This window comes from Halorubrum ezzemoulense, assembly GCF_004126515.1.
GTDB lineage: Archaea > Halobacteriota > Halobacteria > Halobacteriales > Haloferacaceae > Halorubrum > Halorubrum ezzemoulense.
In genome coordinates, this window is sequence record NZ_CP034940.1 from 2,804,855 (window position 1) to 2,820,695 (window position 15,841).

The 15,841-nt window shown below is 59.0% G+C and carries 9 protein-coding genes, 12 tRNA genes and 2 pseudogenes; 21 read left to right on the plus strand and 2 right to left on the minus strand.

What is annotated here, in order from left to right; all coding sequences use genetic code 11:
* Positions 1–377 precede the first annotated feature (377 nt).
* The 14 genes from EO776_RS14335 (at position 378) to EO776_RS14395 (ending at position 4,818) form a co-directional block, all read left to right on the plus strand.
* Positions 378–453, plus strand: a tRNA-Gln gene (locus EO776_RS14335).
* Positions 454–456: 3 nt separating this feature from the next.
* Positions 457–530: transfer RNA gene (locus tag EO776_RS14340), tRNA-Asp, on the plus strand.
* 250 nt (positions 531–780) lie between these two features.
* Positions 781–853, plus strand: a tRNA-Pro gene (locus EO776_RS14345).
* A 4-nt stretch (positions 854–857) separates the two neighbouring features.
* Positions 858–944, plus strand: a tRNA-Ser gene (locus EO776_RS19075).
* 369 nt (positions 945–1,313) lie between these two features.
* Positions 1,314–1,399, plus strand: a tRNA-Ser gene (locus EO776_RS14350).
* Positions 1,400–1,446: 47 nt separating this feature from the next.
* A tRNA-Leu gene (locus tag EO776_RS14355) sits at positions 1,447–1,528 on the plus strand.
* 42 nt (positions 1,529–1,570) lie between these two features.
* Positions 1,571–1,653: transfer RNA gene (locus tag EO776_RS14360), tRNA-Leu, on the plus strand.
* Between the two features lie 80 nt (positions 1,654–1,733).
* A tRNA-Thr gene (locus EO776_RS19080) sits at positions 1,734–1,861 on the plus strand.
* A 34-nt stretch (positions 1,862–1,895) separates the two neighbouring features.
* A tRNA-Glu gene (locus tag EO776_RS14370) sits at positions 1,896–1,968 on the plus strand.
* 103 nt (positions 1,969–2,071) lie between these two features.
* Positions 2,072–2,142: transfer RNA gene (locus EO776_RS14375), tRNA-Met, on the plus strand.
* A gap of 12 nt (positions 2,143–2,154) precedes the next feature.
* Entirely contained in the window at positions 2,155–2,559 is a 405-nt protein-coding gene (locus tag EO776_RS14380) for a hypothetical protein (protein ID WP_129452509.1), read from the plus strand.
* A 42-nt stretch (positions 2,560–2,601) separates the two neighbouring features.
* A tRNA-Glu gene (locus EO776_RS14385) sits at positions 2,602–2,677 on the plus strand.
* Between the two features lie 423 nt (positions 2,678–3,100).
* Positions 3,101–3,175: transfer RNA gene (locus EO776_RS14390), tRNA-Arg, on the plus strand.
* A 113-nt stretch (positions 3,176–3,288) separates the two neighbouring features.
* Positions 3,289–4,818, plus strand: a complete 1,530-nt coding sequence (locus EO776_RS14395) for a TROVE domain-containing protein (protein ID WP_129452510.1) — start codon at positions 3,289–3,291, stop codon at positions 4,816–4,818.
* Positions 4,819–6,233: 1,415 nt separating this feature from the next.
* On the opposite strand, the gene EO776_RS14405 is transcribed toward EO776_RS14395, so the two are convergent.
* The gene (locus tag EO776_RS14405; protein ID WP_186279034.1) at positions 6,234–8,480 is read right to left on the minus strand and encodes a hypothetical protein; all 2,247 of its coding nucleotides are present in this window, start codon (positions 8,478–8,480) and stop codon (positions 6,234–6,236) included.
* A complete protein-coding gene (locus tag EO776_RS14410; protein WP_129452512.1) occupies positions 8,477–10,762 on the minus strand; it encodes a hypothetical protein in 2,286 nt (761 codons plus the stop codon). Before EO776_RS14410 ends, EO776_RS14405 begins: the two co-directional genes overlap by 4 nt.
* A gap of 833 nt (positions 10,763–11,595) precedes the next feature.
* Here EO776_RS14410 and EO776_RS14415 point away from each other — a divergent pair.
* The 7 genes and pseudogenes from EO776_RS14415 (at position 11,596) to EO776_RS14445 (ending at position 15,623) form a co-directional block, all read left to right on the plus strand.
* Positions 11,596–11,964: a UPF0175 family protein gene (locus tag EO776_RS14415; RefSeq protein WP_094579972.1), complete on the plus strand. Its 369-nt coding sequence runs from the start codon at positions 11,596–11,598 to the stop codon at positions 11,962–11,964.
* A pseudogene (locus tag EO776_RS14420) lies at positions 11,961–12,137 on the plus strand (twitching motility protein PilT); the annotation flags it as partial. The gene EO776_RS14415 and the pseudogene EO776_RS14420, both read left to right, overlap by 4 nt.
* Positions 12,138–12,292: 155 nt before the next feature.
* Positions 12,293–12,433 carry a DUF2080 family transposase-associated protein gene (locus EO776_RS14425; RefSeq protein WP_129452366.1) on the plus strand — a complete coding sequence of 47 codons (141 nt, stop codon included), beginning with the start codon at positions 12,293–12,295 and terminating at the stop codon, positions 12,431–12,433.
* Positions 12,434–12,436: 3 nt separating this feature from the next.
* Positions 12,437–13,678 carry an RNA-guided endonuclease InsQ/TnpB family protein gene (locus EO776_RS14430; protein WP_094494844.1) on the plus strand — a complete coding sequence of 414 codons (1,242 nt, stop codon included), beginning with the start codon at positions 12,437–12,439 and terminating at the stop codon, positions 13,676–13,678.
* 17 nt (positions 13,679–13,695) lie between these two features.
* Positions 13,696–14,025, plus strand: a pseudogene (locus EO776_RS19800) (twitching motility protein PilT); the annotation flags it as partial.
* Between the two features lie 206 nt (positions 14,026–14,231).
* Positions 14,232–14,372, plus strand: coding sequence for a DUF2080 family transposase-associated protein (locus EO776_RS14440; protein ID WP_121600587.1), 141 nt, complete (start codon positions 14,232–14,234; stop codon positions 14,370–14,372).
* 9 nt (positions 14,373–14,381) lie between these two features.
* Positions 14,382–15,623 carry an RNA-guided endonuclease InsQ/TnpB family protein gene (locus EO776_RS14445; RefSeq protein WP_094520734.1) on the plus strand — a complete coding sequence of 414 codons (1,242 nt, stop codon included), beginning with the start codon at positions 14,382–14,384 and terminating at the stop codon, positions 15,621–15,623.
* Positions 15,624–15,841 lie beyond the last annotated feature (218 nt).

Here is a 15,841-nt window from a genome sequence, read left to right on the forward strand (position 1 = left end):
CTCGTTCTCGCTTAGCCGCGGGTCCCGTGTTTGGCGAGTGCCTACAAGATCAGCGTGCGAAGAGACCGGGCGCAAACCGCCGGATCCACGTCGACTTCGAATACGAGAGTTCGACGCAATCCGGCGACGCCCGGACACTCTCACCCGCATAACTCGGCCTCCATACGGACTACCCGTCAGGGGTCGGGGAACACGGGATTGCCGCCTGCCTGTGCCCAGTACTCGCTCAGGACACAGCCTGATGCGAGTTCGTGGTGCCAAGCTCGCGGCTGATTGGTTTCTGTTCGTTCCGATACAGGAGCGAGCGGACTCCGTCCGCGCTGAGCGTACGGAAGTCGGTAGCCAACAGCCCCGCAGCGAGAGCTGCGGCTACGTCGAGCCCCGGAGTCTCCGCTGGCGAGAGACGCCGGACTTTGAATCCGGAGGTCGCCGGTTCGATTCCGGCCGGGGCGATATGCCGACGTGGTGTAATCCGGCGATCATACGGTCCTGTCACGGCCGTGATCCGGGTTCAAATCCCGGCGTCGGCGTGGATGCGTGGCGTGGCCACGTGGGGATACCCATCGAGGTAGGCAGCCCGTTGGTGCGATCAGCTGGATCGTTCCGACGATGCTGGGCCCAGCAGGGTCTACAACCTACATGAGCCGGTGTGGTATTCCCGGGAACCTCCCGAAGTACGCCCCCGCGATGAGACGCGCAACCACGACTCCTCGGTCGCGGTTGCGCAGTTGGAAAGTCGTACAGATAGATAATCAACTGCCGAACGCTCGGCAGTCCAGTAAGCCGATGGTCCAGTGGACGACGATCTGTGCCTTGGGCGCACAGGACCGAGGTTCGAATCCTCGTCGGTTCACTGTGCCGCGACTGGGTATTGGGGAACCCAGCGGCCTGCTATGCCGTAGCCGTCTGCTATCGGTCTCCCGGTTCGAATCTGGGTCGCGGCGTCATGACAACGAATGTCTGCCCTGCCTGCGAGGAGGAAGCGTTCCGTCACGTCCCAATCGGTGAAACAACGTCTATCGACACGATTGGAAGCGTGGAAATCTGCGTCACCGAGGACGGCGCATACTTCCACGGAACGAGGTGACCGCCATCCATCCCTGCCGTGGCTGGGTGCTGATGAGCACATTCGCCTCGGTAGAGAGGGTCAGAAGCTGAGTAATGCGCGTCTTCCGGTGTCCCGGTGAGAAACGCGAGGCGGGCTTGTCGGAGCAAGTTCCGACGGAGATGGTGAGACATGCGGATAGGCGACCGCGCTCGGTTTGAAACCGAGAGCCGCGAGGCTTCGGAGTTCGACTCTCCGTCTCACCGTTGGCGGGGTTTCCCTAGCTTGGTCAAGGGACTGCGTTGGAACCGCAGCGTCCGCAAGGACACGAGTGTTCAAATCGCTCTCCCGCCGCTGCGTGCCGAAGTCATTCGCAGAGTCGCCGGCGATTCTCGAATTACGCCGCCATGCCAGAGTGGTCGAACGGACACGGTCGAGACCCGTGTGGTTAGTCCTTCCCAGGTTCGAATCCTGGTGGCGGCATCCGGCCGTCGTGCCGGGAGACAATTCTCGCTTCACCGTTACGTCGCCGTACTCAAGTGGTCAACGAGAAGCGGCTCAGACCCGCTGGCGTAGGTCCTTCCGAGGTTCGAATCCTCGCGGCGACATTTTCTCCCTGTGGTCTAACGGCTACGATGCCTCCCTGTAGAGGAGGAGACGCACGTTCGAGTCGTGCCGGGGAGACTGCGGGACGGTGGAAGAGCCTGGCATTCACACACTCTCGCCGAATTTTCACCGGAGACCCCGGTGCGACGGTGAGAGTTCCTTCATCTCACTTGTAACGAGAACACGCAGGTTCGAATCCTGCCCGTCCCACTGGCCGATGACCCGTTCCAGACGAGGCCACCCCGCTCCAGTGGAGTAGCGGCCAAACTCACGGCCCTCTCACGGCCGAGCCCCCGGTTCAAATCCGGGCTGGAGCATTCTCCAACAGTCCGAAACCTCTCACTTCCAGCCGACTAGATTGAGGGACGGACAGCTGTGGAGAACTGAGAGATGCCCATGAGTGAGTTCCGAATTGTGTGCTGCGGGATAGGGTAATGGCAGTCCACGGGGCTCATATCCCCGAGGTCCAGGTTCGACTCCTGGCCCCGCAATGGAGGACAACAATGGGACTATTCGATACAGTCGAACTCTACGACGACGTCACCCTACCGGAGTACCCCGAAGGGATTACTCCTGTCGAGGACGTCGACTGGCAGACGAAAGGCATCAATCGACCGACTATGACCACATTTCGGATTACGGCGGACGGTCGGCTCCTCGAAGAGAAGTGGCACACCGAAGCGGTCCCGCCGGAAGATCGACCATACGCGAGCCGTGACGACGTCGACGAGGACGATTTTCGCTACATGGCCGGCAGTCTGAATCGAGTCCACGACGGCTGGATCGAACGAGACGACTACCACGGCCGCTTCAAGCTCACACACTCCTTCGAGGATCTCGAGACACTCGTCACGTATCAAGTGACGTTCACGCACGGGCAACTCGAGGGTTTCGAACGCCTGCGATAACCCGTGCGTGCCCACACCTCGGTGCTTGATTTACTCTCCAGCGCTCCCGGAGTCTCCGTTGGCGAGAGACGCCAGTTTTTCAAACTGGAGGTCAGGGGTTCGATTCCCCTCGGGAGCACTCGGGGGGCTGCCCCTGACAGCGTTTTCCGTGCCTGACATAGCGGGCAGCCACGGATCCGTGACGCTGTCACGGTCAGCTTTCCCCAAGCGTGTGGTCGTCGAGGTGGTGCGTTTCTTCGCCCGCAAAGCACACCAACGGGAGTCATAGCCCGTCGCACCACCGGTTGCCCGACCGCACGTGGCGACCGTCGAGTCGGAGCGTTGCTTCGCTAGGAACTCACAGGTTCAAATCCTGTCGGTGGCGCAGTCCATCGAGAACATCCCGGACAAAGAGCGTACGAGAGGACGCTCGACACCGGTCCCGCTCTGACAGTTTTCCGGTCGCCGTGTCGCCAGTGGCCGTCGATCTGGAGCGCTACGTCGATGGCACTCTACGGGTTCGAATCCCGTCGTTCGCTCCAGGAATTGTCCGGCCACTCGTGTTCCCGTAGCTCAGTCAGGACAGAGCCCCGGCCTTCGAAGCCGGGTGTCGCACGTTCGAATCGTGCCGGGAACGTCCAGCCGAGCGATGCGAGGCTGGTTCGGGGAGTTTCTCTCCCAAGACTCGCTGCTCACAGAGCGTGTGGGCAGCTGCGATCGGAGTCGCCTGTTGCGGCTCCGGGTGATAGGATGGAATTCAACACGCCAAAACAAACGGTCGCGGAGGCAACGCGGACCACCAACTATGAAGATGGAGAAGCGTTCGAGCCTGCCGACCCCCGACTCGCATTATACAAGCGCACAATCAATCAGCTGCTGGAAGGCTCGTTCTACGAGTCCGATGACGAACAGTTGGCTGCTGTCGTTCGCCAGTTCGATGCCGCCACAAACGAAGACCCGGAATTCGTCCTGAAGCTCGCGGCCTATGCGCGCCAGGAGCTCTACTTGCGGGACATCCCACAAGTGCTACTCGTACTGGCGGCCAACGACGACCGATTCAAGGACGACTCCCCCGAGTCGCTCATCCGCGAATGGGCGCCGGCGATCATCCAGCGGATGGACGAGACAGCCACCGCGCTTGCGGTCCACGATCAGCTGTTTGGCGGGACTGCGCCGTGGCCGCTTCGACGCGGGATCGAGGACGCGCTGGTGGAGATGGCCGACGCCTACACGCTGGGCAAGTACGAGCTGTCGCGGCGCGAGGTGACGCTACACGACGTCTTCAACCGGGTTCACCCCACGCCCGTCGACGCCGAGCAGGAAGCGCTCTTCGAGCGGTTCATGCGTGGCGGCCTCGACGACTATCCCGACGTCGACCCGTTGCCGTCGCCTAACACCTGGGAGACGGTCATTTCCGAGCGCGGCAACACCCAAGACGCCTGGGAACTGCTCATCGAGGACGGCAAGTACACGCTGCCCATCTTCGCGTCGATCCGGAACCTCCGGAACATGCTCGAAGCCGGCGTTTCGGAGGACACCGTCGTGAATCACCTCGACTTGGAGGCAGTCCGGCACGCGCCGCTGTACCCGTTCCGGTACTACCAGGCCTACACCGCGCTGCAAGACGCGGATGTCCAAGCACCGACGGTCGAGCAGTGGCTCGAAGACGCAATTGATGTCGCGGTCGAGACGGTGCCTGGCGGATTCGGCGGTACCTTTGTCGCGGTTGACCTGTCGGGATCGATGGATCAACCGCTGTCCGCGAACAGCACACTCCGATTGAAGGAGATTAGTGCGTTGTTCGGTGCGATCCTGGCCGACCAGAATGCCGACGTCGGCGGGTTCGGAGACGACTTCCAGACCGTTCCGATGCACGTGGACACGCCAGTCCTGCAGCGCCAAGCGGCGGTGTTGGCGATCGACGAGGACGTCGGGAACTCGACGAACGGCTGGAAGGCGATCAAGCACCTCCACGACCGAGGGGATGCTGTTGAACGTATCGTCGTCTTCACCGATATGCAGATCTGGGACAACACGCCGTTCACAGCCCGCAATTCCCAGACGGTCAAGGAGTCGTTCGATGCGTATCGGGACGAGGTGTCTGCGGACACCGCGCTGTATCTCGTCGATCTCGCGGCCTACGGCGACCTGGTGACGCCAGAAGGCTACGAGAACGTCTACAACATCTCGGGGGGGTCGGAAAACGTTCTCTCGTTCATCGAACACGCCGAGAATCCGAAGCAAATCATCGATGAGATCGGTGCATTCGAGCCAATCTAGCCCTGTCCGTATCTTTTGTGTCAACAAACTACCCTACTTCGTTCACCCTGACGGGTTCGCTCGTTGAGGGTGGAGCTTGTCCGTGAACTCGGCCTCGAACCCCCCTGGTGGGCGGTAACCAACCGCAAAGTGGTTCACCACCTCATCGCTGTTCATCCCAACAGCGAAACCAGTAGGGAGATGTTCTCTTGAGAACAAGATTTCCACAGGAAATACAGGGGAAGATCAGTCAGTAGGTCGTGAGATCAACCTCCATGATGGGCTCGCGTCCGACCGGCCGCCACCGTTGGCCGGTCCATACCTCCTCAAGTTGCCACCAGCCCGGCCCATCGTCTCGGTCGACGAACCGGATTCGACGGCGATCACCGTGACTCGGAGTGTACTCAATGCTGACCGTCTCCGGATCGAGATCTGGGTCAACCCTGCGACGGACCCGGTCGCTAGTGGAGGCATCGGGTTCCTCGTTGACGGCTGATGCTATCGGCTTGGACTCATGATCGTCAGTCGTCGCTGCTGTCGCGTCACTCTCGGGGGGAGCCGTCTCGTCGGACCCATCTGGTGGCGCCGACTGCTGGTCATGCGATCGCGCGCTCTCCGGCGTGCCCTCGTCATCGCCGAAGAACCACTCGGCCTGTATGCTGTTCAGCCGTGGCCCCTCGTAGTACGCTTTGTGATGGGCATTCCACGCATGGCGGTGTTCAATCGGGAGTTGGCGATGCCACTATCTGTATGGAGGGGCATCGGTTTTGTGAACGTGAATATGACAGCGTTGACACAGCGGGATCACGTTTACAACGCGATTGTCGGTATCGTCACCGTTGATGTGATGAAGCGAGTTCACCAGCCGGCGATTGTCACTCGAGATCCACTCGCTAGGTGATCGCTCACAGATCAGACACGCAGTACCCCACGCATCCTGGACGCGGTGCCGGAACGAATCATCAGACATCGGTCCGGCCCTCCTGTGAGCGCGTGCCTCCGGCGAGTCCACCGGGAGTCGGTGGTGTGGTCGAGCTGCCAGCCAGCTGAAGCTGGACGGTAGTTTGAATTGATACGATGGGCCGCACCACAGCTGTGACCGACTGCCACGCCCGTGAGGTGACGAGGTGGCCGCCGGCCACAGCTGTAGAGCTATCTGGTGTTGCTTCCATAAGACAGAGAGGGAGCGCTGCGGAACAGCCGTTGTTCCAAGTCCCTCTCACTCATCTCGGGGGATACAAACGAATCCGCGAACGAACCATCTCCCAACTAACATCGCCGTGTTCAGCCGTTCTAGACTCAAATATTCTGTTGAGGAAGCTACTAAGGAGCAGGACAAGTTCCGTCTCTTTGACCGCTCCAATATTATTTTATTTCGAAAGTTAAGAAAACAAGAGACCACCACCTTACGAACCACGCACTAGGGGGGCAGCCTGTCAGTCTTCGAGCCCGAGTTCGGACAACACAGTTGAGTGACCAACAAAAGACATGTCCGGCGAGGTCACATCGTGGGGCCACCGCCACGTCCGGTTTTTGATCAGATCAAGGGCATTATTGTCACGAGATTTACGCTCAGCGAACTGCCAGAGCGCCCGGCCAGACTCACGCATACCGGGGGCTTTGCGTGACGTCTGCGGTTTGTAGATCCGCTCGTTCATCGGCGTGATAAAGTCGGGCTTTTCAATCTCGGTGTAGTCGACAGCGACAGTGTATCGGTCAACAAATGTTTCGTAGGCATTCTTGTACCGTTCACGTTTGCCAGCCGCGTCGCTTTGATTCCAATTAGCAGGGTACTCATTTGGATCAAGCCGCTCGAGTTGGTCGCCGTTACGATACCGAAGGCTACTCCGGGCTAAGTACGCAAGTTGCGTTGGGACAAACGGTCCATGAACCTTCGTCCGGTCGGCAGCACTCGGATCCGATTCGCAGAGGAGCTCTTCAAACTCCCATGTTGCGACGCTCTCGTCAACGGACCCAGCGGCAAGCACCTCCCCATCCGGTGTCTCAAGCCGGAGTTCCGGCTCGATCTGTGATGGCGAACGCGCTTCAATATCATCGTCCTCGCCCTCGGCTTCGGGTTCCGGTGGCTCCTGATACCGAAGATACCACTTGGATGACCCGACGTCCGGTGGCAACACCGGGGTACTCCCGTCAGTAAGCGTCAGCTCGTCCGACATCGTGTACAGCTGCGCGCCATTATGAACGTCGGTGTCGGTGACGGGCTCTCGAAGCATTTTGGCGATCGATTGCGCTATGGGTTTCTTTTTGACAACAAAAATTACGTCCATATCATAATGCGCGGCGCGTGCTGCGTTTGTCAATACATTTGCTGGTTGATCGGTGCCTTTGTGTTCGACTTCAACGAAGTACTCGATCTCGTCTTTTTGTATCCAGATATCAGGCACAGACTCGGTTGCCTCAGTATCGAGTTGCTTGACCGTCCAGCCAGCGTCCGCAAAGTGGTTCTTGACCCAGTCCTCGTTGAGCTGATGTTCCGCTGATCCCTGGGTCATTAGTCTGACCGACTGCTCGTCGTCGTACTGGGTGACGTTTTCAGGCGAAGCGGCCTCCGGATCCGCTGTCTCGCCCGCAGTTGTCGGTACGACGACGGGATTTGTGATCAGCTTGGGCGGATCGATGTAGCCGACGTTCTCCCACGGAGAGTACTTGATTGAGTCAGACACGAGCGCGACGAACGCTCGCACTGTTCGCTTATCAACTGGGATCTTCGTGTAGTAGTTGGCATACTGATAGAGGTTCTCGAGTTCTTTGTCGGTGTCGTGATACCCCGCGTACAGGTCGTGACAATCTTTGCGCCCGGCAAGCACACGTCGTGCCGCACGGATGATTTCGACATCATGTTTGTGTCGTGAGACGGCCTCGTAGCGATCGCCAGAGGTGTCGATATCGAAATACCGTGTCGCATCGAGATCAAAGTTCGAGCGAATCCGATTCGTTTGGTCGTCATAGTACGTGCTAAGATCGACTCGCTCACCAGTATCGAGGTGTTTGGCGAAATCGTGTTCGGTGGCAAGTCCGTAGTTGGGCCGATAAACGGCAAGCCGCTGTGAGAGTTCGAAATCAGATTGTTTTCCGCCCCGAGAAATAATCGTCTGTAGCAGATAAGGAACATCTTGGTCGTTGAGATCGCTGATGAGCTCAACGACACCGTGTGGATTCCGCTGTGCTAACGGTAACAGATCGGGACTTTCCCGAACCGCAAGCCGACACGTCGGCCGAATGGTTCCTTCAAGCGGTGACAGATCGACAGCACACCGATCGTAGCCGTACCCATACGGCTTGACGAGCTGCTCTTTACACGCCGATTCAAGCGCCCCAGTCGCCGCGCTCGCTTCGTCGTGAGTCACCGATGTTGAAGTGCCAAATCGGTCAACCTGCGTCTGGCCGGGGTCATCAAGATCATCGTCTTCATCTGGTTGGGCTTGGACCGTCGAATCAATCGGGTGAAGCACCCATTCTTGATGCGGTGCTGCCGGCCATGACAACAACTCAAGCCGCCGGAGTTTGGTGTTTGAAAACGCCGATCGGATCACCGACGCAAGCGGGTGACTCTGTGCCGGTGGCGTCCCATCGTCGCGTTCCGGTGGCCGCAACCGGAGACAACCGACGCGGGGCCACTGTGAGTAAATCTTTACGTCGTCCGTGTCAGTTGGGTCTGTCATTTGTAGTCAGGGGCAACCGCAAGGCTCTCTGCAAGCGATGCTGTCGGCGTCCCGGCCGCCGTCGCGTCAGCAAACGGGGCGGCCGGCCGGTCCGCTGTCGTGTCCGGGTAGATCCACCCACGTTGGGTGAGCGTCACCGTCTCGGGCTCCATGAGCGCTGATTCGGTGTGGGTCGGCCCCGTCGTTCGCCGTGAGAGGTCTGTCACCAGCCGTTTCAGCTTCGTTTGTGACACCACGGTGGCCGACTGTGGGCACAACAAGCGGCGACACGCAGTTGCGATCGTCGACGCTGTCAGTGTTGTTTCAGCCTGACACGTGTACGTGGTGACGAATTCTTCGAGAGCCGTTTCGAGTGACTCCCCGTTGCTCCCGAACCGCCGGCGTGGATCGACCACTGACGGCCCGTCGGGCCCAACTGAGAGACACGTCGCGCGTGGACTCCACCAGCGCCGGGCGGGGACCGCCGGGAGCTGGATCGACCGGTACTCGTCAGCGAGCGCAGCTGGCGTGTCGTACTGATCGCGAGCCACGCCATCGGTCGTCCGCACAACCGGCGGCGACTCTGGGGCGACCCATCGCAGCGGGGTGGAGGGATCATCGGACGCTGCTGTTGGTCTGAGAGGCTCCCCCCAGACGGTTCCACTGGCGAGACACTCGCTATGAGTGGACAACCGAACTGTTCCATCTGGATCAATCGTCCACTGAAGTGGCATCTCGCGAGGCACAACAGCAACGTGTCCTGACGTGATCCAATGACGGGCCGTCCGTGGATACAGGATCGTTTCCGTGTCGGCTGCCCCAACAAACGGTTCTCGTAAGATCGCGGCCGCCCGTTTGGCGGCGGCCTGCGTCTCGGTGACGACCGTTATCGCGTGGGTTTCGACACCATGCGAGGCGGCCGCAATGAGTTCGCCCGGCGGGACAGACCCATCGTCATCAACCACAAGAATACTCGCGTCGCCGTCTGGCGGGCGCCGCACAGCGGTGGCCCACGGCGTATCAACACCAGACGTCGCAGTCATCGACAGTGAGTCGCCGTATTCACGAAGCCGCTTGATCGCCCGCCGTGTCACGGCTGACGCTGCCGGCCCCACCGCTCCGGATCCCGACGACGGCAGCGGCCAGTCAGCGACCGTCGCCGACGCCGGGGTCCAAAAGTTGGACGACGACTGGTCCCCACCCGGAACCCGTGGGTTATGCCCAGCCGTTTCATCGGTCCCAGGAGCCGATCGAAGCAGCGCGAGCGACTCAAGGATCGGGGGCCGGCGATCGAAGTCGTGTTGGGTCTCCCACGCCGGTGTGTCATACCCCCAGACGAGCCCCAACATGCTCGCCAGCGACGCAGCCTCAACTTCGAGTGTCGGTGAATACGCGAGGGCGTCGTACTGCTCGGCGAGTGGCTGTGGATCCCCAAGCGTTCCGAGCAATCGCTGATACTCCAGCTGTTGGGTACAAAGATCAACCAACGTGCCCGCAGCCGCACCAGCCCCAGGCTGGCGGTGAAGGGTTGGGTGACACGGTGACTGGCTGCGTAGCGTTTTGGGTTCCCACTCAGCCTCGGTCAACAGCTCCCACGTCGACGTGATCGCGTCGGCGTCGTACTGCGCGGCAAGCGACGGCCCAGTGTGTTGCGTACTGTGGCGTGCGAGGTCGCGCCGCTGGAGCGTGCGTGCCTGCGGGGTGACATGGCCAACCTGTTGTTCGACGTGGTAGGTGCCCGACCCAGCCGGCGCAACAATCGTGCGCGCGACGTGGGGGACCGACTGCTCAAGCAGCCCGTCAAGATACGTCGCCAGCTGACTCTGTGACCCGGCTCGGTCGACTGCGATCGGTGTCTCCGAATCGGTCACCAACCGGGTCGTGAGTGTCTGTGTCCGGCCGAGCGGCGTCGGATCACAAGTAACGATTTCGACACCGATCCGATCAATGAGTTGGTCTGCGAACCACGCCCCAAACCGCATCGTAAGCGTATCGACATCCTGAACGCTGGCAGAAGTTGTCTCAATCTCCGGGTCCGAGGGAATCGGGAGTGCCGAACCGCGACGGCTGTCTGGAGCTGGACACGGTCGGAGGAGATACTCCTCGTGAGCGATTCCCCGGTAACACAGGATATCGATAGCCCGAAGATTCGGCTGGGCAGCGCTGACGATCGTCCCGATTGCCTGTGCCAACACGCCCCCCATCGAATCGGCAATCCGCGCAGCTGGATCGGTGACGCCTGGCGGAATCAATCGGACCCACTGGGCGTCGGTCTCGGCGGGTGTCTGTGATACGCTCAGCACTGTTCACCTGTCGCCAACTGAGCGCGCTGCCTCGCTGCTGGTCGGGGGACCTGTCGGGTGCCGGGAGTGGCTCGGCGCTGTGCTGATGGCCACCGGCGTCGTGAGACCTGTCGCTCCCGATGGGTGCCCGGACGTCGTCGACGCGATCGACGAGGGCGTTCGGGACGTGGAGAGTATCCCCACGGCGGTGACCGAGTGCGCCGGCGTCGATCCACTCGTCGTGTCACGGTGCGACAGCCAGCGTGTCGCCACACCGCAGGTGACCGCGCTCTCTGGCTCGCTCTCGTTGTCGTTCGGGCTGGCGGCGTCTCCTGTACGCCGCCGCGTCGAACGGACGCCTGAGGGCACACCTGTGACAGTCGGGGCCCGTCCGGCGGCTGGTAGCGAGCCCGACGGTACTGCTCGTCGACAGGAACGGGTACCCGCTCGCTCCCGAGCGTGGATCCAGCCGCCCACCGGCACCACACCGGCACCACAACTCGTCGTCGTCGCAACATATCGTGTAATCAGGCGGTCCTCGATACCACAGTATAAACGGCCGGTTGAGAATATTGATTGTGATAATACCCAGGCAACTCTGGGTTGGTGTGTCGGTGATAGAGACCCAATTACGGTGACGGTTACAAGTCGTCCAAATCGACAGCAGGCGCCGAGTTATGGTGACCACAATCCGACTGATAATAAGAATAAGTAGTGTAGAATTAGAGGGGCTGGTGAGAGAGGGGTTCAGGACGGAGCCCCACGATAACAGAAGTTGAGACTGGCCTTCTCAATGCATATGGAATTCTGGCGCAGTTCATAAATAGTATGAAGACGTACTCTGGCATAGAACGATGGCACGAATCACCGGCTCCTATCCAGACGACCTTGACCTCCTCATCGAGGGTGCTGTTGAGGCTGGTGTGTTTGGTGGCAAGAGCGATGCATTGCGAGAGTTCGTGCGTGAATACTTCGAGGACCACGAGAACGAACGTATTGCAGCTGCGGTGGCCCTCTACGAACGTGAGCGGATCACGCTCGGTGATGCCGCGAGACTCGCTGCTGTCGACCGGTGGTCGATGCGTGACATCCTCCGCGAGCACGGCGTTGAACTCCGCCTCGGGCTCATTGACGAAGACGACGCGGCCTACGAGGTAGAGACAGCAAGTGAACTCGAATTTGATGAGGAGGTTTCGGATGACGAGGAGTCACGTGCGAAATGACAAGCGACGATATTCCAGCGAACCCGAGCGTCCTGAACACGACTGTCCTCTCGAATTTCGCCTACATCGACCAGCTGTGGGTAGTTGCTAACCTCTCTGGAATCTGTACGGTCCCGGTTGTTCGCGAGGAGCTCGAGCACGGTGTTGATGACCACCCATATCTCCAGTTAGCAGAATACAGGCGGTAAGCCCCCTTCCTCAAGGAGCGACCAGCGGGAGCGAGTAGGGAGGGGATACACCGCCGTCATCATGTCTCAAACACGTTCGTACTCGCTGCCCAACCACCCCACCGATAGAGTTAAGTTGAAATAATGTTTAAACACAGATGATGGATAGACACGAAGTAGAAGGCCACGAAGTCATTGAGGGAGAGGTGAAGCCGACCGGCAACGGCGCACACGTTCTCGTTCCGAAGCGATGGCGTGGTGCAGACGTGAAAATCGTCCGAACCTCAACCCCCGACGAATAGTCAATGCGCTACACCTACAGATTCCGGCTTGATCCCACGCCTGAACAACGTGAGCTGTTGGATCAACACCGAGATACCTGTAGGCAACTCTACAATCACGCACTCACCGAATTTGAGAAAATCCCCGAATCGGCGGGAACACTCACCCAACGAGTACGCCAAGTACGCGATCAGCTCACCGATCTTAAAGTCTGGTGGGATGAACTAAATGACCTCTATTCAACGGTCGCACAAGCCGCTGTTATGCGTATCGAAGACAGCATCAAAGCCCTCTCCCAGTTGAAACAGAACGGCTACAACGTCGGAAGTCTCAATTGGAAGGCTCCCAAGGACTTCCGCAGTTTCACCTACATACAGTCTGGCTTCGAGTTCGATAGTAAGAACGGTCAGACCGTATTGTCGCTGTCGAAACTTGCGGATGTTCCACTCATCAAACACCGCACAATCCCCGACACCGAGACGATCAAACAAGTCACGATTAAGAAGGAGCCAACTGGGGACTGGTTCGCTTCATTCGTTGTCGACGGGAAAGAGACACCTGAGAAACCAACCGATCCAGATCGGTGCGTTGGTATCGACGTGGGGATTCTCAAGTATGCCCACGACACCGATGGGTACGCCATCGAAAGTCCCGACTTCAGCGACGAGCGCGAACGATTGGAACGCGCCCAACGCGACCTTTCGCGGAAGGAACACGGCTCTACGAATTGGGAGACACAACGACAAACCGTGGCGGAACGCCACGCTGATCTCAAGCGAAAGCGCCGCGACTTTCTCCACAAGCTGTCGAACTACTACGCCACAGAGTACGACTTGGTGGCTGTTGAGGACTTGGATGTAAAAGGGCTGGTCGAACTCCCCAGAAACTCACGAAATCGGGCGGGAGTGGCGTGGGGAACGTTCCTGGGGATGCTCGAATACAAGTGTGAACGTGAAGGGACGCACTTCGTCGCCGTGAACCCGCGCGGGACGACAAAAGAGTGCGCTTCCTGTGGTGTGAAGACTGAGAAACCGCTGTGGATGCGCGAACACTCCTGTCCGGCGTGTGGATTTGAAGCGGATAGGGATGCGAACGCGGCGTGGAACATCCTTTCTCGTGGTCTTGAAGAAGTAGGAGTGGGATACTCCGAATCAACGCCTGTGGAGACTGCGCTCCCTGTGGATACGCCTGTATCTGCAAAGCGCGTCGTGGAAACAGGAAGCCCCACCCTCAAGGAGCGAACGGCGTCAGCCGTGAGCGAGTAGGGTGGGGTAGTTCACCACTCGATACGCTTGACGACGAAATCCCAGTCGCCACGATTTCGGATACCGTCGCAAACAGAGAAGCCGTTGTTGGTGGGCATCTCGATCCTGGAGAAGCACAGGCGTTCGCCCTCGCCGACGCACACAACGGTCGACTGCTGACAGACGACGGAGATGCCCGGTCGTTTGCGAAAGACCAGGGCGTGACCGTTATCGGGTCAGTCGGCGTCCTGTTAGCTGCAATCGATGCTGGAAAGATCGATGAAGCGACTGCTGACGAGTGGCTGTCGACGTGGATCGATGAAATTGGGTACTACGTCCCGTATCGTACGATCTCGGAGTATCGATGACGGGCTTGCTCGGAGTTCGAAACGCCTGATTAGCTGAATACAGGCGGTAACCCCCCTTCCTCAAGGAGCAACACAGGCCGGAGGCCGAGTAGCGCAGTAGGGAGGGGATACACCGCCGTCATCGCCTCACATACACTGCTCTGTATCACTACTCCATGCCCCACGTACCGACACACTTACGTTGAAACAATGTACAAATACAGGTGATGGATAGACACGAAATCGAAGGCCACGAAGTCATCGAAGGCGAAGTGAAAGCCACCGGAAACGGCGCACACGTTCTCGTTCCGAAACAGTGGCGTGGCGCAGACGTGAAAATCGTCCGAACGTCTGACCCCGACGAATAGCTACTCCCAATGCACTACGCCTATAGGTTCCGACTCAATCCCACGCCCGAACAGCGTGAGCAACTGGATTACCACCGTGACACCTGTAGGCAACTCTACAACCACGCACTCAACAAATTTGAGCAAATCCCAGACTCGGCGGGGACACTCAACCAACGAGTGCGGCAGGTTCGGGATCAACTCACCGACCTCAAAGATTGGTGGGAGGAACTGAACGATCTGTACTCGACAGTCGCACAGGCGGCTGTCATGCGAATTGAGGACAGCATCAAAGCTCTCTCCGAACTGAAAGAGCGGGGCTACAACGTCGGTAGTCTCAACTGGAAAGCCCCACAGGACTTCCGTAGTTTCACTTACGTACAGTCTGGTTTCGAGTTCGATAGTAAGAACGGCCAGCCTGTACTGTCACTGTCGAAACTCGCGGATATTCCAATCGTGAACCACCGAGAGATCCCCGACGACGTGACGATCAAAGAAGTCACGATCAAGAAAGAGCTGACCGGTGAGTGGTTCGCCTCATTCGCTGTCGACGGCAAACAGACACCCGAAAAACCAACCGACTCCGAGCGATGTGTTGGGATCGACGTTGGGATACTCAAATACGCCCACGATACCGATGGCACTGCTGTCGGGTCGCTTGACCTGTCCGACGAACGCGAACGGTTGGAACGCGCCCAGCGCGACCTCTCACGGAAAGAACATGGGTCGAACAACTGGGAGAAACAGCGGAAAGTCGTTGCCCAACGCCATGCCGATCTAAAACGGAAGCGACGTGATTTCTTGCACAAGCTGTCGAACTACTACGCCAGCGAGTACGACTTGGTGGCCGTCGAAGGCTTGGACGCGAAAGGGTTGGTTGAACTACCGGGCAACTCTCGAACCCGGGCGTCGGCGGCGTGGGGGACGTTCAAGCGGATGCTCGAATACAAATGCGACCGTGAAGGCACGCACTTTGTAGAGGTCGACCCGAAAGACACGACCAAAGAGTGTGCGTCCTGTGGCGTAAAAACCGAGAAACCGCTGTGGGTTCGTGAACACTCTTGTCCTTCCTGCGGGTTTGAAGCGGATCGGGACGCGAATGCGGCGTGGAATATTCTTTCTCGTGGTCTTGAAGAAGTAGGAGTGGTTCACTCCGAATCAACGCCTGTGGAGACTGCGCTCCCTGCGGATACATCCGTGTCTGCAAAGCGCGTCGTGGAAGCAGGAAGCCCCACCCTCAAGGAGCGAACGGCGTCAGCCGTGAGCGAGTAGGGTGGGGTAGTTCACTGTGACCATGAACACGTCTTTTACGGAGAATCAAGGAGAAAGCCTCGCGCTTCAGCGCGGGGATGAATCCGACAATTCTCTACAGCAGCCACGAACTTCTGGCTGGGTGTTTTAACTGAGTGGTCGTCGTATTAATAATCATCCGAGGCGGTCCACCCGCCCACTTAATCGGACAATATTGGGATTCCCGACCACACACACAC

Coding starts and splice junctions, on each gene's coding strand:
- EO776_RS14445 (WP_094520734.1), top strand. CDS start 14,382: ATGCACTACGCCTATAGGTTCCGACTCAATCCCACGCCCGAACAGCGT.
- EO776_RS14440 (WP_121600587.1), top strand. CDS start 14,232: ATGGATAGACACGAAATCGAAGGCCACGAAGTCATCGAAGGCGAAGTG.
- EO776_RS14395 (WP_129452510.1), top strand. CDS start 3,289: ATGGAATTCAACACGCCAAAACAAACGGTCGCGGAGGCAACGCGGACC.
- EO776_RS14415 (WP_094579972.1), top strand. CDS start 11,596: ATGGCACGAATCACCGGCTCCTATCCAGACGACCTTGACCTCCTCATC.
- EO776_RS14425 (WP_129452366.1), top strand. CDS start 12,293: ATGGATAGACACGAAGTAGAAGGCCACGAAGTCATTGAGGGAGAGGTG.
- EO776_RS14430 (WP_094494844.1), top strand. CDS start 12,437: ATGCGCTACACCTACAGATTCCGGCTTGATCCCACGCCTGAACAACGT.
- EO776_RS14405 (WP_186279034.1), bottom strand. CDS start 8,480: ATGACAGACCCAACTGACACGGACGACGTAAAGATTTACTCACAGTGG.
- EO776_RS14380 (WP_129452509.1), top strand. CDS start 2,155: ATGGGACTATTCGATACAGTCGAACTCTACGACGACGTCACCCTACCG.